This is a genomic window from Nocardia sp. CA-290969 (genome assembly GCF_050936135.1).
Taxonomy (GTDB): Bacteria; Actinomycetota; Actinomycetes; order Mycobacteriales; family Mycobacteriaceae; genus Nocardia.
Genome location: NZ_JBNJNJ010000001.1, coordinates 984,171 through 1,005,574 on the forward strand (window position 1 = coordinate 984,171; position 21,404 = coordinate 1,005,574).

Consider the following 21,404-nt stretch of genomic DNA (forward strand, 5'->3'; position numbering starts at 1 on the left):
GCACGCCGCCTCCGTCCGAACCGGCCGGTCGTAGGAGCCGGGGCCATGCTAGTGGTTTCAGTGGGTGGGGGGTTGGCCGAGGGAGCGGAGGTAGATGAGGGTTGCCTGGACTCGGCGGTCGCCGTCGTGGAGGGGGAGTTTGGCGAAGATGGCGCCGATGTGTTTGCGGACGGCGGCTTCCGAGACGGTCAGGACCTCGGCGATTCCGGCATTCGTGCGACCTTCCGCTACCAGCGCGAGTACTTCCCGCTCGCGGGCGGTGAGGTCGGCCAGGGGAGTGCGGTGGCGGCCGGACTTGACGAGGGCTCGCACGACCTCCGGGTCGACGATCGTCTCACCGGCGGCCACCCGGGCTATGGTGTCGAGAAATTGGCGGACGTGCCCGACGCGTTCCTTCAGGAGGTAGCCCATACCGGCGGACGAGTCGTCGCCGAGGAGGTCATCGAGGTAGGCGACCGAAACGTACTGGGACAGCACGACTATCGGTAGGTGAGGGTCGCGGCGTCGTAGTTCGGCGGCGGCGCGGAGGCCGTCGTCGGTGCCGTTCGGGGGCATCCGCACATCGGTGATCACGAGGTCGGGTGTGTGGGCCGCGTAGGCGTGGACGAGCCCGGGTGCGTCGCCGACCGCCGCGCTCACCTCGTGTCCGGCCGAGGCGAGTACGCTTTCCAGCCCGGCCCGGAGGAGGGGACTGTCCTCGGCCAGCACGATTCGCAGGCGGGCGGATCGGGTTGTCACACTGTGCACTCCATCCGGATGGTTGTCGGGCCGCCGGGCGGGCTGGTCACCGTGAGCTGCCCGTCCAGGGCCGCGAGACGGCGTTGCAGGCGGTCGAGGCCGTGGCCGGCGACGATATGCGCACCGCCCGGACCGTCGTCGGTGACGTTCAGTATCCACCGGGAACCGCTGCGGGTGCCGCGCACCTCGACCTGGGCGGCCGCGGCGTGCCGGGCGATATTGGTGAGGCATTCGGCGACGAGAACATAGGACATGTGCTCGACGGCGGGTGGCAGGCGGTCGGTGTTGCCGAGGTCGATGCGGATATCCAGCGGCAGGTCCGCGGCGAGGTCGGTCAGGGCCGGTTCGAGTCCGCGTTCGGACAGTACCCGAGGGGAGAAACCGCGCAGGACGGCCCGGAGTTCGCTCAAGGTTTCGTCGACCTGCCGGTGGGCTTCGGCGGCGAGGCGGCCGGCGGGGCCGTTCGCGTCCTGGGCTTCGGTCAGCCCCAGGTTCATCGACAACGCGACGAGGCGGTGCTGGACGCGATCGTGCAGTTCGGATTCGAGTAGTTCCCGCTCGAAACCCTCCGCTTCCAGCAGTGCCGAGCGGGAACTCTCGATCCGCACGGCTTCGCGGCGCCACCGGTCGGAATCGGGGGTCAGCAGGGCCCGCGCGATCCGTGCGTCCAGCGCCGACCACGCCCCGGCGAATACGAGGAGCAGGACCGTGGCGAGAGCTCCCGCGCCGGCGACCGTCCAGGCTTCCGCCGGTTCGTCGATCATCCAGGGGCCGAAGTCGAGGTAATCGGCCCGGACGATCAGCGGCGCGGCGAGCAGGACGGCGGCGATGGCGAATCCCAGGGCTACCAGGCAGAACACCGCACCGCCGAAGACCGTGCCGGCGAGGACATAGGTGATGTGCCGGGCCGTGGGCAGCCGGCGGGCGGCGCTCGCCTCGCGCACCCGGGCATCGGCACGGACGGCGGTATCGGGGTCGATCAGTCGTAGCCGGGCGCACTGCAGCCGCACCATCGGCTCCCACAGCGCTGCCCGCAGAGCGCGGGTCAGCCCGAGTAGCACCACCGGGACGAGACCGATCACTGTCAGTGCCGACAGGACGCCGCCGCAGAGCACGGCGAGCACCGCACGCCACGGCCATCGGGTGAGCAGGAACCGCGGGCCGGTGCGGAGTGCGGACCCCACCGTGGTCACCGCGCGGCTCCCGTCGTGGGTTGTGCGTCGCGCGGGGCGCGCAGTCGCGTTGTCACGATGATCCAGGCGACCACGGGCGAATACGCTGCGCACATCAGCAGAGTAGTGGCAGCGCCGGACGGGCCGGCGTCGCCGACGAACACTTCGAGACCCAACGCGATCACAAGGTTGCTCCCGCCGTGAAGTATCGCCGGCGGCCACACCGAACCGCTGCGTGTCCACAACCAGCCGATCACGAATTCCAGTTCGATCGAAAGCGGCAGCCACATCAGCATGGCGACGAACGCGTCGGCGGCCGAACCGCCCGCGCCCAGGTAACCCACCCACGGTAGCGGCCAATGCCACACACCCCAGATCAGGCCGGTGGCGAAGGTGGTGGCCACGGGGCGGCCAGGCAGGAGCCGGTCGCGTAGGTAGGTGGTCCAGCCGAATTCCTCGCCGAAGAAGATCGGCGCGGCCACCACCGGAATGATCGGCGCGAGCAACAGGAACAGTGCGGCACCGGACCCGAAGTCGCCTGGCTCGGGCCGCCACATTCCCAGGAGTGCCGCCAGCGCCAGCGCGGCGGCGAGCACGCCGATCGGTAGCACGGCCGCGGTCAGGTACGACCGCCACTGGGGGCCGAGCCGCGGCCGGAGTCCGGAATCGGCGAAGCCTTCGCGGGTGACCCACCGGCGGGTGATGATCGCGGCGAGCGCGGGCGCGACGAAAGCGCCCGTCATCAGCTGGACAACCGGATCGTCGAGGGAATACCCGGCCGCTCCGGCCAGTCCCCACGGAATCCACGCGCCCGCGAATGCGAGCACCAGGAACCAGCGGATGCCTTTCCGTCGCGATGCGGTGCCGCACCCGAACGGCTCCCGATCGGTCAACGCTGTAGTCATGCCTCGATTACACGGTGGCAGCCGCGGGAAGTCGGTGGCGGACACAACCGTTTCGTGGTCGCGTACGCGCTACCTCACGGCGGCCGTTCGTGGATCGCGAGACTGTGCGCGCCGTATTCGGCAGCACCTTCGCCGAACTCCCGGAGCGTCTGCGGGTCAGTCCTTGCGGGCGACGCCGCCGAAGGCTCCGGAACGTTCCGGATGTTCGCCGATATCGTCGGGGTGCTCGGGCCGCCACAGGGGGAGGTGGACCAGGCCGGGATCGAGCATTGTCCAGCCGGCGAAGTAGGTTGCGATCTCGTCGTGGGTGCGGAGCACGATCTCGGTGTTGGTGCGGCCGGACAGTTTCTGGGCCTCCAGTACCTCGGCCGGCTGGCCGTCGGCGGTGGCGTGGGTGATCGCCAGGTAGCTGCCTGTCGCGACGGCGTCGCGGAGCCGGGTCACGCAGGCGGCGGGGCCGGCCTCGTCGGGGACGAAATGCAGTACGCCCAGCAGTAGCACCGCGACCGGCTTGTCGAAGTCGATGAGGTTCTGGACCAGTGGATCGGCGAGGATCGTGTCCGGCCGGGCCGCGTCGGCCTGGACCACGGCGGCGTTCGGGTTGCCGGCGAGGATGGCTTCGCTGTGCGCGACCGCGACCGGGTCGATATCGGCGTAGACGACGCGGGCCCCTGGGTTGGCCGCCTGCGCGACCTCGTGCACATTGCCGACTGTCGGTATGCCCGAGCCGATATCGAGGAACTGTTCGATGCCCTGGTCGGTGAGGAACCGGACGCAGCGGCGCAGCAGGTCGCGGTTCGCGCGCATGGTCTCGGCGACATTCGGGGTGAAGGTTTCGATCTGCTGGGCGAGTTGCCGGTCGATCTCGAAATTGTGCATACCGCCGACGAAGTAGTCGTAGACGCGGGATGCGCTGGGGCGGTCGAGGTCGATGCCGTCGGGGGCCCAACTCGGTCTGCTCATCGGCCGGGTATTTCCTTTCGCACCAACCATTTCGGCGTCGGCGGGAGCCGCCAGCCGGGTGGTCGTCATCGTAGCCGACACCGGTGGGAAGTGTGTACGTTCCACATCGGCGCCCGGTTGCGGCTAGCATCGGACCCCATGGGTTGGGATGCCGGGCCCGGTGCGTTACCCCAGGGCTCGTATGCCGACCTGGCCGGCCGATGGATGACAGCGCTACGGGAGGGCGCGCGTGATCACGTCGTGCCGTTGAGCGCAGGCGAAACCGCCGTCCTGTTGGCCCGGCTGGCGGCCGAATTCGACAAGTCCGCCGACGCCGCGGACCCACAGCCGGAGCGAGCCGCCGCGGTCGGTGCCCAGCTGGCACGATCGCATTTCGTAGGCGAAGAGGTACTCGGCCGCAGTATCGACGTCCTCGGTGCGCATCTCGCCGCCACCGGAGTCGCGGCGCCGCGCGTGGTGGCCACGCTGGGTGCCTTCGCCAACGGTTATCTGCGTGCCTTCCGCACCTGGCTGCTCGGCGAACAGGAGAGTGTGCGCACCGCCGAGATCGAGGCCCGGCGCGCCGCCGAGGAACAATTGCGGGCCAGCGAGGCCCGGATGCGCGGGGTGTTCGCGCAGGCCGGTGTCGGTACGGGGCTGTCGGATATGACGGGCCGGATCATCGAGGTCAACGCGGCGTTCGCGGATATGCTCGGGTACGAGCCCGCGGAGATGTGCGGGATGATGGTGACCGACCTCGCCCATCCCGAAGACGAATCCGGGATGTGGGAGCTGTACGGGGCGTTGATGTCCGGTGAATGCGACAGCGTGCGGCTGGAGAAGGCCTACCCGCACCGCGACGGGCACGCGGTGTGGACCAACCTGAACGTGTCGCTGATCCGGGACGAGCGGGGCGCCCCGCAGTACACCCTGGTGCTGGTGGAGGATATCTCCGAGCAGCGGGCGCTGCAGGAGAGCCTGCGCTACCGGGCCCACCACGATCAGCTGACCGGGCTGGCGAACCGGTCCCGTTTCTTCGACGCCCTCGCCGACGCGTTCGCCGCCCCGGCCTCCGGTATCGGCCTGTGCTACGTGGACCTGGACCATTTCAAGACCATCAACGACACCCACGGTCACGCGGTCGGCGACGAACTGCTGGTGGCCGCCGCGGCCCGGCTGCGGGAATGCCTCACCCGGCCCGGGCAATTGGTCGCGCGAATGGGCGGCGACGAGTTCGTGATCCTGGTGCCGGACCCGGACCGTCCCGGTGAGGTGGCAGCGCTGGCCGAAACCGTGCTGGCGGCGCTCGCCGAACCCTTCGAGATCAACGGCCAGCGCCTGCGGTTGGGTGCCAGCGTGGGCGTGGTGGAGGAACGGTCGGATCGCACCGATGTCGACGAATTCCTGCAAGCCGCGGACACCTCCATGTATTGGGCGAAATCGGCCGGTCGCGGTTGCTATGCGGTGTTCGACCCCGCCCGTGGCCGTCGTGAGCACGCGCGCGCCGAACTGTCCGCGGCGATCCCCGAGGCGCTGGCCGACGGGCAGTTCTTCCTGGAATACCAGCCGATCGTGCCCCTGTCCGGGGACCGGATCGATGCCGTGGAGGCGCTGGTGCGGTGGCGCCATCCCGACCTGGGCGTGCTCTCACCCGCCGAATTCATCGATCTGGCCGAGGACGACGGCCACATCCCGGCCCTGGGCGCGCATGTGCTCGCGCAGGCCTGCCGCGCCGCCCGCCGGTGGTACGACCTCGACCCCGACGGCGCCCCGGTCATCAGCGTGAACGTCTCCGCGGTGGAGGTGGCCGACCCGGCCTGGCTGGCCCGGGTGGAGAAAACGCTCGCCGAGACCGGTATCCCGCCGCAGCGGCTGCAACTGGAGCTGACCGAGCGGGCGTTCATGGCCGACGACGGCGGACCGGTGGCGGCCCTGCGCACACTGGCGGCCGCCGGGGTGCGTATCGCGCTGGACGATTTCGGCACCGGCTATTCCAATCTGGCGTATCTGGGCCAGCTGCCGCTGCAGGTGGTGAAGCTGGCCGGGCCGTTCATCCAGCGCATCCGCGATTGCGACAGTGCCGGTGCCACCGATCTGGTGGTGCTGGAGACGATCGTGGGCCTCACCCACGCCCTCGGCTTCACCGTCACCGCGGAATGCGTCGAAACCCGGTTCCAGGCCGAGCAATTGCGCGGCCTGCGCTGTGATACCGCCCAAGGCTGGTATTTTCACCGCCCGCTGTCCGAGGAGCGGGTGACCGGCCTGCTCGAAGAGCAGCGGCGGATAGTGATACCGGTCGAAGGCGGCCGGACGACGTCGTCGTGACTTCGTCCGCTTATATGGCGGTTTCGTCGGCCAGGCGCTGGAGGTAGATCGCGAACTGCCGGCGGTCGCGGGCGGGCCAGGTGGCGATGAGTTGTTCGAAGCTTTCGCGTTGCCAGGCGTGGGCGGCGGCCAGTAGGCGTTCGCCGGGTTCGGTGAGTTCCAGGACTACGCGGCGGCGGTCGTGCGGGGACGCGGTGCGAGTCAGGTAGCCGGCAGTGGCGGCGTCGCGAACCATCCGGCTGGCGCCGGAGTGATCGATGCCGAGCTGGGTTGCGACATCGCTGACGGTGGCTTCCTCGTGGGCGCGCCGGGCGGCGGCCACGGCCTCCAGGGTCTGGATGTGCTGGATCCGGGTGGTGTCCCCGGCTGCTTCGGCGGGCCGGTGATCGAAAACGTGGCCGCTCCAGCGCCGGGACCAGAAGCGGACCAGCCGGAACAGTGCCGGTCCGCCGTCTGCGGGGTCGGCCTGGGTGGTGTCGGAGGTGTCGGGCACCTCGACATTGTATGCGTTGCGCATCTATATTTGTATGCGTATCGCATGTAATAATCAGTCGAAAGGATCCGCATGCCCATCGTGCTGAACCACACGATCATCCCGGCGACCGACAAACTCGGATCGGCGACGTTCTTCGCCGAGCTGATGGGTTTGGCGGTGTCGCCGCCGGCCGGGCCGTTCGTACCTGTGCGGGTGAACGATGACCTGACCTTCGATTTCGACGAGCGGGGCCGGGTCGAACCAGGGCACTACGCGTTCCTGGTGGACGACGGCACATTCGATGCCGTGCTGGAACGGCTCGCGCAATGGCCGGCCGTCGACTACGGGTCGGCGCCGGAGAACGGCTGGGATCGCCGGATCAACCGGTTGTCCGGTGGTCGCGGTGTTTATGTTCGCGACCCCGGCGGTCACAGCTACGAACTCTTCACCGCGCAGCCCTGAGGTGCTTCGGCTCCGTATCGAAGGCCCGTGCCTTGCCGCCGGTGGGTAGAGCGTTCGACGCGCGAAAGTGCTGCCGTGCGGGCATAGTACTCGGCAATCACGGGCGAATTCCGGTTCGAGCGCGCCGGTGGGGCAGGGAGTGGAAGGCTGACGAAATGAATGCGCAGCCCACCGTGGTGGGTAGCTGTGGCGTCGGATCGTCCACGGACCGGAAGGTGGCGGAGGTCCGGCCTTCGGGTATGGGCCACCACTGCGTCGTCGACGAAAGTGTGCTTCCGCCGAAACCATGAGTGCGAGTCGGGTGGCGTCGGTGCTCAAGGGCGTCGTCGGCCGGTTGTCCAGGGCTGTTGACCTGGGTGCGCGCGAGTCTGCACGCCGGTATCGGAGGGCCGTCCGCCACCTCGACAGCGGCCGCCGGGCCTTGGTGGACGTCGATTCACGAGGTCTGGGTGGGACTTTGGCGCCCGGTATGCTCCACGGCCGGCCGTGGGTCTATCGCCCGAGTGCCGCCGAGGCCGCCATGGCGGGCCGGCGGATGGTGGAGCCGGTCGAATTCACCGGAAAAATGGTATTCGACGTGCTGGAGGCGCGCGGCATCGTGCGCAAGATGCGGTCCGACGACGGTGCTCTGAATATCTACAAACCCACTCGGGGTGAGCTCACGGAAAATGTGGAATGGTACTGGGAAACTCGCGGAGCGCAGACGAACCGGGAGATCGCGGCGTACCGCTTCGACGAAATTCTCGGATTCGGCCGGATCCCGCCGACCGCCCGGACCCAGGGGGTGGCCGGTGACGACAAGACGTCCGGGCCCGGGATGATCCAGCAGTTCGTCGAGTCGACCGAATCGCGGGATGTGGTCGATTATCCCCGGGCGCAACGCCACCAACTCGCGGTGCTCGACTATGTCATGGGAAACCGGGACCGGCACTGGGCCAACTTCCGGACCGTGGAGCGAGACGGTCAACCGGAGATCGTGGCCATCGACCACGGTTGGTGTTTCCCCATCACCGAAGGGCCGTTCGAGGTGCCGACCAAGTCCCCTTTCGTCATCGAACGGCTTATCGATGACGGGCCGCTCGACCCTGACGTGCTGGCCGCGGTGCGCGCGGTCGACACCGATAAGCTCCGGGCCGCATGGGACGATGCCGGCCTGGAACCCGGCGCGATCAACGGGGCGTTCGCCCGTCTGGCCAAGGTTCAGGAACTGGGCGATATCCCGAAGGACGCGCGCTGGGATTTCTGAGTTATGAGGTCGAGCATGCTGGGATTGTCCGTGGTGGCGGGGCAGCCAGGGCCGCTGCCGAACCATTGGGCGCGTACGGGGGCGACAAGCCGTGGTCGCGGCGGCGGCGGCCGGCGGCGGGCGTCCGGACATACGCACGCCGCCGGCCGTCGGTGTGCGACCGGAGATACGCGAGGTTCGGACCGGCTCCCACGCCCCTCATCGACACGGGGGCCGGTCCGAACCGCTGACGACCGGTTACCCGGAAGTTGCTGCCGCACACAGCATCAGCGGAGCGATTTCAGGTAGTTCCGCCAGCCGCCGTATTCGGTGATATCGGTCGCGTCACGTGATGATTCGTAGTCGCAGGCGAAACCCGTGACCCATTCGCCGGTATCGAGTTCGACCTTGCCCAGCGTCATGGGCGACGGGAGGTTGCTCAGGAAGGTGCCGAGGGCGGCGGTGGAGAGGCGATATAGTTCGCCGGGTAGCGAGCGGCCGTCGCCCGGGCCCACCCGGAGCATGCCGGGTTTCGGTGGGGTGGCGGGCAGTGCGACCATGCGGTACGCCGCCGAGGTCGCGACCTCACCGACGAACCGGGCCTGCGCCGATTCGAGTTGGTGATGCAGAGGGAGGCCGCGGAGATGGGCGCCGACGACGAGGAGGTCGGTGCCGGTGCCGGTGAGCAGGGGAGAGGGCTCGCCCAGCAGCCGGGCCGCCAGATCGATACCGACCTGGTCGGCGAAGCCGGGGGTCACCAGCATGACGCCGAACGGGTCGCCTTCGGCGGTGTCCTCGCCCGGGACCGCGACGGCGGCCAGGTCGAGGAGGTTGCAGAAATTGGTGAAGGTGCCCATGCGGCTGTTGATGGTGACCGGGTCGGCCGCCACGGCTTCGATCGTCGGGTGTTCGGTGGTGGTGGGCAGAAGCAGGGCCGGGTGGTCGGCGAACAGGCGGCGGGCGGTGGCGCCGGCGCGGGCGAGCTGGTCGAGGTCGGTGACGTAGGCGTGGGCGGCGGGACGGGCACTGTTCTCGACGATCGCGGACACCACCGGGTCGGCGCCTTCGGGTGCGCCGCTGAGGAATTCGCCGACGGCCGCGTAGCGCTGGGCGACGATGGCGCCGTCGTAGAGCAGTCTGGCGGCGTCGAGGAGTTCGGCGATATCGACCCGGGTGACGTCGCCGCCGCTCGCGCACCAGCGGTCGACGGTCGCGTCGAAGGCGGCGCGGTAGGCGGGGGTGAGCGCTTTCAGGTTGTCGTCGGTGGGGATGGCGAGGGTCGCTCGGGCGGGGGCGCCGAGCGGGGTGTCTGTGGGCCAGGGGCGGGAACGGGGGTCGGCCGGGTCGGTGCCGATCATCGCGTTCGCGACCTTCGTGGCGAGGGCCAGGTCGCGGGCGAAAACACTGACGGCGTCGTAGTCGGGGCAGGCGGGGACCACGCCGGTGGTGGGGACCAGGCCCAGCGTCGGTTTGATCCCGACGAGGCCGTTCAACGCGGCGGGGACGCGGCCGGAGCCGGCGGTGTCGGTGCCGAGCGCGGCGTCGACCATACCGAGGGCCACGGCGACCGCCGAACCGGAACTGCTGCCGCCCGAGACGCGGTCGGGGAACCGGCTGTTGCGGACGGCGCCGTAGGGGCTGCGGGTACCGACGAGACCGGTGGCGAACTGGTCGAGATTGGTCTTACCGAGCACGATCGCACCCTGTTCGACCAACCGCGCCACCGCGGGAGCGGTGTGGCCGGGGATGCGGGCGAAACCGGGGCAGGCGCAGGTGGTGGGGATACCGGCGATATCGATATTGTCTTTGACGGCCAGGAGAACTCCGGCCAGCGGCAAGTTGTCGCCCCGCCCGACCCGGTCGTCGATCGCCGCGGCCTCGGCCAGGACATCGGCCTCGGCGCGAAGGTGGATCCAGACCTCGGGACGATCGTGCTCGCCGATCGACCGGTACGCGGCGGCGACTTTGTCCGCCGCGGTGCCCGCTTCGGCTAGCGGTAGTTTCTCCATGGTTATGCCGCTCCTTCGGTTTCGATGGCGACCAGAGGTGCGCCGGTGGTCACTTGATCGCCTGCGGCGGCGGTGACGGCGCGGACTGTCCCCGCGACCTCCGCCAGCACGGGCAGCTCCATTTTCATTGCCTCGAGCACCAGCAGCGTGGTGCCGGCCTCGACGTGATCGCCCTCGGCGACCGCCACCCGCCACACATTCGCCATCATGGGCGCGGTGGCGATTTCGCAGCCCTCGGGCAGATCGAGCGTATCGGCGGTTTCGGGGGCCGGATCCGGTTCGGTGTGCGCGCTGAGCTCGCCACTGGCCTCCCACCGCTGCCGTTCGGCGGTGAACGCGGCCTGCCGGTGTTCGTCGGTGGTGGCGATATCGGCGGCGTTGTCCCGCAGGAATTCCAGATGGTCGGCCATCGCGAATTCGCCCGTACCGGTGCGCATTTCGAAGCGGCCCGCCGACATATCGGCGCGCAGCTCGAGCAGCTCTTCGGCCGAGACCGGATACCAGCTGATGCGGTCGAAGAACCGGAACAGCCACGGTTTGCCGGACTCGAACGGCGCGCGCTGCCGGTAACCGGACCAGATGGGGACGGTGCGGCCGACGAGCTGGTAGCCGCCGGGGGATTCCATCCCGTAGACGCACAGGTACTTGCCGCCGATACCGACGGCGTCGGACGGGGTCCAGGTGCGGGCGGGATTGTATTTGGTGGTCACCAGCCGGTGCCGGGGGTCGAGCGGGACGGCCAGCGGCGCGCCCAGGTAGACGTCGCCGAGGCCGAGCACCATGTACTGGGCGTCGAAAACGATATCGCGGACCTCGCCGATACTGTCCAAGCCGTTGATGCGGCGGATGAACTCGATATTCGACGGCAGCCAGGGGGCTTCGGAACGCACGCCGTGCCCGTAGCGTTCGATGGCCTGCACGATGGTGGGGTCGTCGAAGGAGAGCGGGAGTTCGATATGGCGGCTCGGGACCCGCAGATCGGCGGTATCGGGGATATCGTCCTCGAATTCGCCGAGCAGGCGGACCACGGTGCGCTGATCGATGACATCCGGGTCGAAATGCAGATGCAGGGAACGCACGCCCGGAGTGATATCGATCAGGCCGGGGACGGCGGCCTGTTCCAGGCGCTCGCTCAGGGCGTGCACGCGCATCCGCAGGCCGAGGTCGAGTTCCATCGGGCCGTATTCGATCATCACGTTGTCGTCGCCGCCGCGCAGGTATTTGACCTCGGGTGTGCCGGTGCCGGCATCGCGGCGGCCCAGCACACCGTTGTCCTCTTCGCGCGAACCCAGGAGTTCCGGCGTGGCGGTATTGCGGCCGCGCAGGGCGGGCGAGGAGCGGAAGGCGGCGGTGCGGTCGTCGGCGACCGGGACGAAACGCACCTGATCGCCGGGGCGCATCTGACCCAGTTTCCAGCGGTGCGCGGAAACCACGGTGAGCGGGCAGGCGAAACCGCCGAGACTGGGGCCGTCGGGGCCGAGCAGGATCGGGGTGTCGCCGGAGAGGTTGAGGGCGCCGACGCTGTACGGGCAATCGTGCAGATTCGACGGATGCAGGCCGGCGTCGCCGCCGTCGGTACGCGACCAGGTGGGTTTCGGCCCGGCCAGGCGCAGGCCGGTGCGGTTGGCATGCGCCTGCACCTGCCAGGTGGCGTCGTAGAACTGGGCGATATCGGCGGGGGTGAAATAGTCGGGCGCGGGCTGGGGGCCTTCCCCGACACCGACGTACCAGGTGTGGCCGAATTCGGGACGGTCCGCGGCCGGGACGGGTTCGGGGTCGAGCAGGCCACCGGCATCGGGTTTGATGCCCAGGATATCGCCTACCGCGACGGCGCGGCCGGTGATACCGCCGAAGCCGCCGAGAGTGAAAGTGGCTGCGCTGCCGTGGTAATCGGGCGCGAGGATACCGCCGCGGACGGCGAGATAGGTGCGCAGGCCGGTGTCGTGGGGAGCGCCGATATCGAGTATCGATCCGGCGGGGACGGTGACCGGTTCCCACATCGGAACCGGTTCGCCGTCCACGGTGACCGGGGCGTCGGCGCCGGTCACGCAGACGACGGTGGTGTCGGTGCAGCGGAGACGGGGACCGAGCAGGGTCGCCTCGAGGCCGTTCTCGCCGAGGGAGTTGCCGACGGCGTGATTGGCGAGCTGGAAGGAGAGGTCGTCGAAGGCGCCCGACGGCGGGATACCGACGTTCCACAGGCCGAGGCGGCCCGGGTAGTCCTGGATGGTGGTGGAGACACCGGCGCGCAGCACCTCCAGCCGGGGCCGGGTGGTGGCCAGACTGCCCAGGGTCGCGGTGGTGTGCCGGGCGTCGAGCATGGGGGAACTGGTGGCGGCGGCACGCAACTGCGGCAGGTTGGTGGTGATACCGAACATGCGGGTTTCGTCGAGCGCCGCGCGGAGCCGGTGCAGCGCCTCGGGCCGGCTCTCGCCCGAGGTGATGATCTTGGCGATCAGCGGGTCGTAATAAGGGCTGATCTCCGTACCGGTTTCGACCCAGGTCTCCACCCGGGCATTCGCGCCGGGGATCTCGACCCCGGTGAGGGTGCCGGCGCCGGGACGGTAGTCGTTACCGGGGTCCTCGGCGTAGACGCGGGCCTCCACGGCGAAACCGGTGACGGGCGGACCGGCCTCGGGGACGTCGTCGAGGAAAGCGGAATCACCGCCGGCCAGGCGCAGCATCCATTCCACCAGGTCCACGCCGGTGACGGCCTCGGTCACCGGATGTTCCACCTGCAGGCGGGTGTTCACCTCGAGGAACGACGCCTCGCCGCGGTCCACGTCGTAGATGAACTCGACGGTGCCCGCCGAGCGATACCCGACCTCGCCCAGGAGTTTGCGGCTCGAGGCGAGCAGCCGTTCGCTCACGGTGTACGGCAGTCCGGGGGCGGGCGCCTCCTCGATCACCTTCTGGTTGCGGCGTTGCAGGCTGCAGTCGCGGGTGCCCAGGGAAATCGCGCGACCGCGGCCGTCGCCGAAGATCTGCACCTCCACATGCCGGGCCCGCGCGACGAAACGCTCCAGATAGACCGCCGAGGAACCGAAGTTGTTCTGCGCCAGCCGGATCACGCGCTGGTAGGCGTCGGTGAGTTCGCCGGGGGTCGAACAGGCGGCCATACCGATACCGCCGCCGCCCCCGGCCGCCTTGAGCATGACCGGATAGCCGATCCGCTCGGCCTCCGCCAGCGCTTCGTCCAGCCCGGTGAGCAGCCCGCTCCCCGCGACCAGGGGCACACCCGCCGCCGCGGCGGCCTCGCGTGCACTGTGCTTATCGCCGAAGAGCCGCAGATGCTCGGCGGCCGGGCCGACGAACGCGATACCGGCGGCCTCCACCTCCGCCGCGAAACCGGCGTTCTCGGAGAGGAATCCGTAGCCCGGGTGAATCGCCGTCGCCCCACTGGACAGCGCCGCCTCGATCACGGCGTCGGCGCGCAGATAGGACTCCGCGGCCGGGGCCGGCCCGAGCCGGACCGCGCGATCGGCCATCCGCACATGCCGCGACCCCTCGTCGGCATCGGAATACACCGCGACCGTATCGATTCCCAGCCGCCGCGCGGTGCGCAGGATCCGGCAGGCGATCTCGCCGCGATTGGCGATCAGCAGACATTCGGGCAGCGGTGTATGCACCGGCGTATACAACTGCGGGGCGGTCTCGGTCACGGTCGGTCCTCTCGGCGTGGACTGTGCGGCTACCGGAGTAGCCGGGTAAGTCAGGTCTTGGTCGCGCGGGCCAGGCGGGTCAGCTGGAGTACCTGACCGGCTCGGTCGGCCACCACGCGGCGGGATTGGTCGATATGGGCGAGGAGCTGCTCGCGGGCGATGTCGAGGTCGTGGTCGAGCACGGCCTCGCCGATGGCGATGTGCTCCTCGATGGTGGCGAGCATGCGGTCGGGGGTCAGGTAGTCGAACATCCGCACCGGGCGGATCCGGGCGTTCACCGTGCGCAACGCCTCGGTGAGGGCGTGGTTGCCCGACGACTCCAGCAGGACGGTGTGGAACTGTTCGTCGGCGTCGACGAAACCGGCGTCCGGGTCCGGGGGTGCGGTGCGGAACGCGCGCCACCGGTCGATCTCCGGGCCGAGCACCGCCCGGTCGTGCCCCAGTTCGGGGTCGTCGAGGACCCGGGCGATGCCCTGGACCTCCAGGGTTATCCGCAATTCGTAGTAGTCGCCCAGGGTGTCCAGGCGCGGGCGGTACGGGAACAGGCCGGTATCGCGACGTTCGACGAGACCGTCGGCCTGCAGCCGGGCCAGCGCCTCACGCACGGGGGTCCGGGAGACGCTGTAGCGTTCGGCCAGCCGCTCCTCGCCGAGCCGCTCGTCCGGTGCCAGCGCGCCGGCCATCAGTTCGTCGCGCAACGCCTTGTACACAGTGTCGCTGCGGGATTCGCGTTTGCTTCGTGGTTCGGTCACGACGCGCAACCTACAGAGTCATGGCGGCGCGAACGGTGTCGACGGCACCGGCACCACCCTCCCCGGACGAGGTCACGCGACCGCTCTCCAGCACGTAGTACCGGCTCGCCGCGCGCAGCGCGAACCCGATGTGCTGTTCCACCAGCAGCACCCCGAGCCCGCCGCGCCCCACCAGTTCGGTGATGGTGTTCTCGATCTCGGCGACCACCGACGGCTGGATGCCCTCGGTGGGTTCGTCGAGAATCAGCATGCGCGGTTCGGTGATCAGCGCCCGCGCGATGGCCAGCTGCTGGCGCTGCCCGCCGGACAGCAACCCGGCCCGGCGGTTGAGCAGATCCTTCAGCGCGGGAAACAGGTCCAGTTGCTCGTCGATGAGCGCGGACCCGCGCTTACGGCCGTCGGCCACCACCCGCAGGTTCTCGGCGGTGGTGAGATGACCGAAACACTGCTGTCCCTGTGGAACATAGGCCAGCCCCCGCTTGACCCGCGCACTCGGCCGCATCGAGGTGATATCGGCCCCGTCGAAACGGATCCGGCCGCGCGCGGTTTTCACCAGTCCCACCGCCGCACGCAGCAGCGTGGTCTTCCCGGCGCCGTTATGTCCCATGATCGCGGCGACGCCGTCGGCCGGGACCTCGATCCCGACCCCATGCACCACTTCGGTGCGCCCATACCCGGCGTGGACGTCGACGAGTTCCAGCATCGTGGTCACCCCTCCTGTCCGTTGGATCCGGCGCCTTCGCGCGCGGTCGCCGGCTTCGAGCCCCGCTCGTCCCGGCTGTGTTCGTGGTCCGTATCCGGGCCCGGCTCGGCGGCGGTGCCCAGATACGCCTCTTGGACGGCTGGATCGGCCTGCACCTCGGCCACCGACCCCTCGGCCAGTACCGAGCCGCGGGCCAGCACCGTCACCGAGGTGGCGAAATTGCGCATGAAATCCATATCGTGTTCGACCACCACGACGGTGCGTTCACCGCCGATGCGGCGCAACAGGTTCCCGGTTTCCTCGCGCTCCTCCTGGCTCATCCCGGCGACCGGTTCGTCCAGCAGCAGCACCGACGCGTCCTGCACCAGGAGCATCCCGATCTCGAGCCACTGTTTCTGCCCGTGGGCCAGCGTGCCGGCGGGTTTGTCCCGTAGCTTCGTGAGCCCGATCGTTTCCAGCGCCCGCTCGATCGATTCGGCGACCTCGGCCGGGCGGCGGCGCAGCATGGTCCAGATCGACCGGCCCGCCCCGGCGGCGATATCCAGGTTCTGCAGCACCGAGAGTTCCTCGAACACGCTGGCGGTCTGGAAGGTGCGGCCCACCCCCAGGCGAGCGATCTGGTGCACCTTCTTGCCCAGCAGTTCGACCCCGGATTTCTGCACCGATCCGGTGGCCGGCACCAGCCCGGTGATCGCATCGATCATGGTGGTCTTCCCGGCGCCGTTGGGTCCGATGAGGAACCGCAGATCGCCCTGGAAGAGGGTCAGATCGACATTCGATACAGCTTTGAACCCGTCGAATTCGACGCTGAGCCCGCGGACCTCGAGGTAATCGCTGTGCATTCCGGCGTTACCACCGGCGACGGGTGCGGTGGTCGTTTCCTGGGTCATGACGGCACTCCTACCGGGGTAGCGGCTGCGGTTGCCGGCGCGGGACCGGGCGGTGCCGGATCGTCGTCGGCCCGTTTCCGCCGGCGCAGCAGGGTGACCAGGCCGGCCAGGCCCGCCGGGAAGAACCCGACCACGACGATGAAGAGGATGCCCTGCGCGTACACCCAGCCCGAGGGGAAGTTCTCCGACAGGCTGGTCTGCGCCCAGGCCACCGCGATCGCGCCCAGTACCGGGCCGAGCAGGGTGGTGCGGCCACCGATCGCGACACCGGTCAGGAACGCGATGGACGGGACGATTCCGATATCGGCGGGGGAGACGATCCCGACGATCGGTACGAACAGCGCGCCCGCGATACCGGCGAACAGCGCGGCCACCGCGTAGGCGACCACTTTCACGTTGGCCGGGTCGTAGCCGAGGAAACGCACGCGCTCCTCCTGATCGCGCACCGCGACCAGCAGTTCGCCGTACCGGCTGTACATGAGCTGCCGGGTCAGCGCGACGATCACCAGCAGGGCGCCCGCCGCGATGAAGAACAGCAGCCGCCGGTTGACCGGATCGTTGAGCGCCAGCCCGAAGAAACTGCGGAACCGGTTGAGCCCGTTGCTGCCGCCGGTGGATTGCTGACCCACCAGCAGGATCGCGAAGGCCGCGGCCAGCGCCTGCGACAGGATCGCGAAATAGGCGCCCTTGACCTTGCGTTTGAATACGCCCAGCCCCAGCAGCACGGCCACCAGGGGCGGCACGATCAGGATGCCGAGGATCGTGACGATCGGGGACGAGAACGGAACCCAGTACGCCGGCAGCTCCCGGATCCCCGCGATCTGCATGAAATCGGGTACCTCGTCGCCGCGCAGCTGCGCGTCGGAGATCTTGAGGTGCATCGCCATGATGTAGGCGCCGAGCCCGAAGAACACACCCTGACCGAGGGTGAGCATGCCGCCCCGGCCCCACGCCAAACCGATCCCGACCGCGACGATGCCGAAGCACAGGAATTTACCGAGCAGATTGAGCCGGAAATCGGAGAGCACCGCGGGCGCCACCGCGAACAGCAGCACGGCGGCCAGCGCGAACCCCGAATAGACCTTCCAGCGGGTGGTCAGGAATTCCCTCATACCAGACTCCTCGACCGGATCATGAACAGTCCCTGCGGGCGAACCTGCAGGAAGATCACGATGACGACGAATACGATCACCTTCGCCACCGAAGCGGTGGTGCTGTATTCGATGAACGAGTTCAACAGGCCCAGCGCCACCGCGGCGATCACCGCGCCGCGGATCTGGCCGAGACCACCGATGACGACCACCAGGAAGGCGTCCACCAGATAGGCGGCGCCGGTATTGGAACTGGTGGAACCGATCAGCGTGAGCGCCACCCCGGCAACACCGGCGAGGCCGGAGCCGATGAAGAACGTCGTGATATCGGTGCCGCGGCTGGATATCCCGCTCGTTTCGGCGAGATCACGATGCTGGACCACGGCCCGGATGCGCCGGCCCATCGCGGTGTATTTCATCGTCACCGCGATGGCCGTCACGCACAGCACCGCGAGCAGCATGATGAAGATCCGGGTCTTGGGGACCACGGCCCCCAGGATCTCCACCCCGCCACCGAGCCAGTCCGGGGTCACCACGCGGACCGCGGGGGCACCGAAGATATCCCGCGCCGCCTGCTGCAGGATCAGACCCACGCCGAAGGTCACCAGCAGGGTGTCCAGCGGGCGGTCGTACATCCGTTTGATCAGCGTCACCTCGAGGGCGACACCCATGAGACCGCCGACCAGGAAACCGATGAGCAGCGAGACGATCAACGAGACATCGGCGTTGGAGACCAGGTACTCCTGCACCGTGAACGCGGTGTAGGAGCCGGCCATGATGAACGCGCCGTGGGCCATATTGATCACGCCCATCTGACCGAAGGTCAGCGACAACCCGAGGGCCGCCAGCAGCAGGATGGAACCCAGGCTCAGGCCGGTGAACAGCTGCCCGACAAGTGCTTCCATTCAGATCAGCCCCCGAGCCCCTCGGCCCACGAGTAACCGGCCAGGTACGGGTCGGGTTCGATGGCCTCGCCGGAATCCCAGACGCTGTAGATCAGGCCGTCGGGCCGGATCTCACCGATCCGGGCGGTTTTGGTGATGTGGTTGTTCTCGCCGTTGATGGTCACCAGGCCCTCGGGACCTTCGAAGGTGACCCCGCCGGCCGCCTTCTGCACCTCCGGCACGGCGAAGGACTGGGCCTTCTCCACGGTGTTCTTCCACAGATGGACCGAGACGTAGGCGGCTTCCATGGGATCGGAGGTCGGCTTGTTCGCGCCGAACTTCGCCTTGTACGCCTTGACGAACTCGCTGTTCTGCGGGTTGTCGACGGTCTGGTAGTAGTTCCAGGCGGTGAGCTGGCCGGCGATGTTCTGCACACCGATACCGCCGACCTCCTCCTCGGCGATCGACACCGAGACCACCGGCATATCCTGCGCCGTCAGGCCGACATTCTTGTACTCGCGGAAGAACGCGACATTGGAGTCGCCGTTGAGGGTGTTGAACACCGCGTCCGCGTCGGCGGAGCGCACTTTGTTGACGATGGTCGAGAAATCGGTGGACCCCAGCGGCGTGTAGTCCTCGCCCTTGATCTCGATGCCGTTGGCCTCCGCGTACGCCTTGATGATGCGGTTCGCGGTCTGCGGGAACACATAGTCGCTACCCACCAGGTACAGCGATTTCACGCCGCGGCCCTTCAGGTAGTCCAGGGCGGGCACGATCTGCTGGTTGGTGGTGGCGCCGGTGTAGAAGATGTTCTCCGACGATTCCAGGCCCTCGTACTGGACCGGGTAGTACAGCAGGGCGTTGCGATCCTCGAACACCGGCAGCATCGCCTTACGGCTCGACGAGGTCCAGCCACCGAAAACCGCTGCGACACAATCGCTGCTGATCAGTTTCTCGGCCTTCTCCGCGAACACCGTCGGCTCGGACGCGCCGTCCTCCCCGACCAATTCGATCTGCTTGCCGAGCACCCCGCCGGCGGCGTTGATCTCGTCGACCGCGAGCCGGATGGAATCGCGGACGGTGACCTCCGAGATGGCCATGGTCCCCGACAGCGAGTTCAGCGACCCGACCTTGATCGTGGGCCCGGCGGTGTCTACGCAGGACTGCGCGGTGGAGCCGGCCTGGTCGGACGCCGAGCTACCGCAGGCGGTGACGGCCAGCGCGGTGACGCATACGGCGACCGGTAGCGCGAAGAACGTACGTGTCCGGTTGCCCTTCTTCCGGCGGATCGCCGCAGCGCTCGTAGGTGATTCGGATCTGGCTGCATTCATGACCGTTCGGCCTCCACTCAGCAAAGGTCAGCCCGCTGACTCGCTCGTATTCGAAGCTGTATACAGCGGCGTATACGAGGAATTACGCTAAGGACGCTGTGTTTCAACCACGTATCGCAGCGTGAAACCCGGGTATCGGTTGGCCAACCCCCCTCGGCCGCGCTGCTGAGAGCAGATCCGCTCACAGCAGCATGCGGTTCCGGTTCCCGCGCCGGCCGGGCACCGTGAATACATGGCTCACGACGACAAATCCCCGCTGTTCAGCTGGCGTGCCCGCGAACAACTGCTCGCCCGCCGCATCCTCGTACTGGACGGCCCGCTCGACGACGACAACGGCACCCTGCTCGCCACCCAGCTGCTCACCCTCGCGGCCGAGGACGCCGACGCGGGCATCTCGCTGTGGATCCATTCGCCCGGCGGCTCGGTACCGGCCATGCTCGCCATCCGCGACGTCATGCGGCTGGTGCCATGCCCGGTTTCCACCCTCGCACTCGGATTGGCCTGCAGCGCCGGGCAGTTCCTGCTCTCCTCGGGCACCCGCGGCAAACGCTACGCGCTCCCGCACGCCCGCATCCTCATGCATCAGGGCTCGGCCGGAATCGGCGGCACCGCGGTCGACGTCGAAGTACAGGCCGACGATCTGCGCTACACCGTGGAAACCGTGCTCGGCCTCATCGCCGACGACACCGGCCAGCCCTACGACCAGGTCTACGAGGATTCCCTGCACGACCGCTGGTTCAGCGCCACCCAGGCCAAGGAATACGGCTTCATCGACCATATCGTCGGCGAATTCGGTCAGGTCGTCCCCCAACGCCAGCGCGTGGGGATCTCCGCATGAGCGGGTCGGGCCCGGAGGCGGTAGCGAAGCGTCACCATGTAGGGCCCCCGCTCATGCGCAATTTGCAGAGCGTGAGCGGGTCGGGCCCGGAGGCGGTAGCGAAGCGTCACCACGTAAGGCCTCCGCGTATGCGCAACAGGCAGGGCATGAGCGGGCGGCGGCCGGCGGAGCCAGTGCCCGAATTACAGCTTCAGGGAGCGGAGATCCGATGAGTACCTACACCATTCCCAATGTGATCGCGCAGCATCCGCGTGGGGAGCGCATCACCGATATCTATTCGCATCTGCTTGCCGAGCGGATCGTCTATCTCGGTACACCCATCGACTCGGGGGTGGCCAACGCGCTCATCGCGCAACTGCTGCACCTGGAATCCGAGAGTCCCGGCCAGCAGATCGAGTTCTACATCAACTGCGAGGGCGGTGATCTGCAGTCCATGCTGGCGATCTACGACACCATCCAGCACATCGGCGCGCCGGTCCACACGACCTGTGTCGGGCAGGCGATCGCCGTGGGTGCGGTGCTCCTGGCCGGCGGCGCTCCCGGGCACCGCGCCCTGCTCCCGCACGCCCGGGTCGTGCTGCACCAGCCGGCGGCCCGCGGCCAGGGCGCCATCCCCGATCTGATCCTGCAGGCCGACGAACTGGTCCGGATGCGGGCGGAGATCGAATCGATCCTTTCCCGGCACACCGGCCAGCCGGCCGGGCAACTCCGGCGCGATACCGATCGCGACCGGGTGTTCACCGCCTCCGCCGCCGTCGAATACGGTCTCGCCGACACCGTGCTCGCGCCGCGGACTTGACCTCCCGGGCGTCGAACCGGCCAGTATCCGGGTTGAGCCGATGAGCCGGGCACCGGGTCGCGTGCGCGTGGGGTTCCGGCCAGGGCCGGGTAGCGGCCTCTCAGGCTGTCAGGCGGGCGGGTGTGCGCGGGCAGACTGCTTCGATGTCGGCCGAGCGGTCGCTGTCACGACGCACTGATAGGCGCCCATGCCGAGCCGCGC

General features: G+C 68.6%; 18 protein-coding genes. 5 read left to right on the forward strand and 13 right to left on the reverse strand.

Annotated features, from left to right (window positions below; translation table 11 throughout):
- Positions 1-57 precede the first annotated feature (57 nt).
- From ACQEVO_RS04680 to ACQEVO_RS04695, 4 genes are all read right to left on the reverse strand, one after another.
- Positions 58-738, reverse strand: a complete 681-nt coding sequence (locus ACQEVO_RS04680; RefSeq protein WP_432909208.1) for a response regulator — start codon at positions 736-738, stop codon at positions 58-60.
- Positions 735-1,931, reverse strand: a complete 1,197-nt coding sequence (locus ACQEVO_RS04685) for a sensor histidine kinase (RefSeq protein ID WP_432909210.1) — start codon at positions 1,929-1,931, stop codon at positions 735-737. The genes ACQEVO_RS04680 and ACQEVO_RS04685 overlap by 4 nt, the downstream gene beginning before the upstream one ends.
- Positions 1,928-2,815: a CPBP family intramembrane glutamic endopeptidase gene (locus ACQEVO_RS04690; protein ID WP_432909212.1), complete on the reverse strand. Its 888-nt coding sequence runs from the start codon at positions 2,813-2,815 to the stop codon at positions 1,928-1,930. The genes ACQEVO_RS04685 and ACQEVO_RS04690 overlap by 4 nt, the downstream gene beginning before the upstream one ends.
- Before the next feature lie 156 nt (positions 2,816-2,971).
- Complete coding sequence (locus ACQEVO_RS04695) at positions 2,972-3,778, reverse strand: SAM-dependent methyltransferase (protein WP_432909214.1); 807 nt, start codon at positions 3,776-3,778, stop codon at positions 2,972-2,974.
- A gap of 138 nt (positions 3,779-3,916) precedes the next feature.
- Between ACQEVO_RS04695 and ACQEVO_RS04700 the strand changes: the two genes are divergently transcribed.
- Entirely contained in the window at positions 3,917-6,082 is a 2,166-nt protein-coding gene (locus ACQEVO_RS04700) for a putative bifunctional diguanylate cyclase/phosphodiesterase (protein WP_432909216.1), read from the forward strand.
- Positions 6,083-6,092: 10 nt separating this feature from the next.
- On the opposite strand, the gene ACQEVO_RS04705 is transcribed toward ACQEVO_RS04700, so the two are convergent.
- Positions 6,093-6,599: a MarR family winged helix-turn-helix transcriptional regulator gene (locus tag ACQEVO_RS04705; protein WP_432909217.1), complete on the reverse strand. Its 507-nt coding sequence runs from the start codon at positions 6,597-6,599 to the stop codon at positions 6,093-6,095.
- A 48-nt stretch (positions 6,600-6,647) separates the two neighbouring features.
- On the opposite strand from ACQEVO_RS04705, the gene ACQEVO_RS04710 reads away from it, so the two are divergent.
- Together ACQEVO_RS04710 and ACQEVO_RS04715 are read left to right on the forward strand one after the other, a co-directional pair.
- A complete protein-coding gene (locus ACQEVO_RS04710) occupies positions 6,648-7,019 on the forward strand; it encodes a VOC family protein (protein WP_432909219.1) in 372 nt (123 codons plus the stop codon).
- Between the two features lie 286 nt (positions 7,020-7,305).
- A complete protein-coding gene (locus tag ACQEVO_RS04715; RefSeq protein WP_432909221.1) occupies positions 7,306-8,265 on the forward strand; it encodes a hypothetical protein in 960 nt (319 codons plus the stop codon).
- 266 nt (positions 8,266-8,531) lie between these two features.
- Here ACQEVO_RS04715 and atzF read toward each other — a convergent pair whose 3' ends face one another.
- The 8 genes from atzF to urtA are packed head-to-tail and all read right to left on the reverse strand — an operon-like array spanning position 8,532 to position 19,566.
- Positions 8,532-10,253, reverse strand: coding sequence for an allophanate hydrolase (gene atzF, locus ACQEVO_RS04720; RefSeq protein ID WP_432909223.1), 1,722 nt, complete (start codon positions 10,251-10,253; stop codon positions 8,532-8,534).
- A 2-nt stretch (positions 10,254-10,255) separates the two neighbouring features.
- On the reverse strand, positions 10,256-13,915 hold the full coding sequence (gene uca, locus ACQEVO_RS04725) for an urea carboxylase (protein WP_432909225.1): 3,660 nt from the start codon (positions 13,913-13,915) through the stop codon (positions 10,256-10,258).
- 50 nt (positions 13,916-13,965) lie between these two features.
- A complete protein-coding gene (locus ACQEVO_RS04730) occupies positions 13,966-14,667 on the reverse strand; it encodes a GntR family transcriptional regulator (RefSeq protein WP_432909227.1) in 702 nt (233 codons plus the stop codon).
- A 10-nt stretch (positions 14,668-14,677) separates the two neighbouring features.
- Complete coding sequence (urtE, locus tag ACQEVO_RS04735) at positions 14,678-15,370, reverse strand: urea ABC transporter ATP-binding subunit UrtE (protein ID WP_432922326.1); 693 nt, start codon at positions 15,368-15,370, stop codon at positions 14,678-14,680.
- A 5-nt stretch (positions 15,371-15,375) separates the two neighbouring features.
- Positions 15,376-16,260, reverse strand: a complete 885-nt coding sequence (gene urtD, locus ACQEVO_RS04740; protein WP_432909229.1) for an urea ABC transporter ATP-binding protein UrtD — start codon at positions 16,258-16,260, stop codon at positions 15,376-15,378.
- Positions 16,257-17,372: an urea ABC transporter permease subunit UrtC gene (gene urtC, locus ACQEVO_RS04745; RefSeq protein WP_432909231.1), complete on the reverse strand. Its 1,116-nt coding sequence runs from the start codon at positions 17,370-17,372 to the stop codon at positions 16,257-16,259. The genes urtD and urtC overlap by 4 nt, the downstream gene beginning before the upstream one ends.
- The gene (urtB, locus tag ACQEVO_RS04750) at positions 17,369-18,256 is read right to left on the reverse strand and encodes an urea ABC transporter permease subunit UrtB (protein WP_432909233.1); all 888 of its coding nucleotides are present in this window, start codon (positions 18,254-18,256) and stop codon (positions 17,369-17,371) included. The genes urtC and urtB overlap by 4 nt, the downstream gene beginning before the upstream one ends.
- Positions 18,257-18,261: 5 nt before the next feature.
- Entirely contained in the window at positions 18,262-19,566 is a 1,305-nt protein-coding gene (gene urtA / locus ACQEVO_RS04755; RefSeq protein WP_432909235.1) for an urea ABC transporter substrate-binding protein, read from the reverse strand.
- Positions 19,567-19,798: 232 nt separating this feature from the next.
- Between urtA and ACQEVO_RS04760 the strand changes: the two genes are divergently transcribed.
- On the forward strand, positions 19,799-20,404 hold the full coding sequence (locus tag ACQEVO_RS04760; protein WP_432909237.1) for a ClpP family protease: 606 nt from the start codon (positions 19,799-19,801) through the stop codon (positions 20,402-20,404).
- A gap of 208 nt (positions 20,405-20,612) precedes the next feature.
- Complete coding sequence (locus ACQEVO_RS04765) at positions 20,613-21,203, forward strand: ClpP family protease (protein WP_432909239.1); 591 nt, start codon at positions 20,613-20,615, stop codon at positions 21,201-21,203.
- Positions 21,204-21,404: the final 201 nt, after the last annotated feature.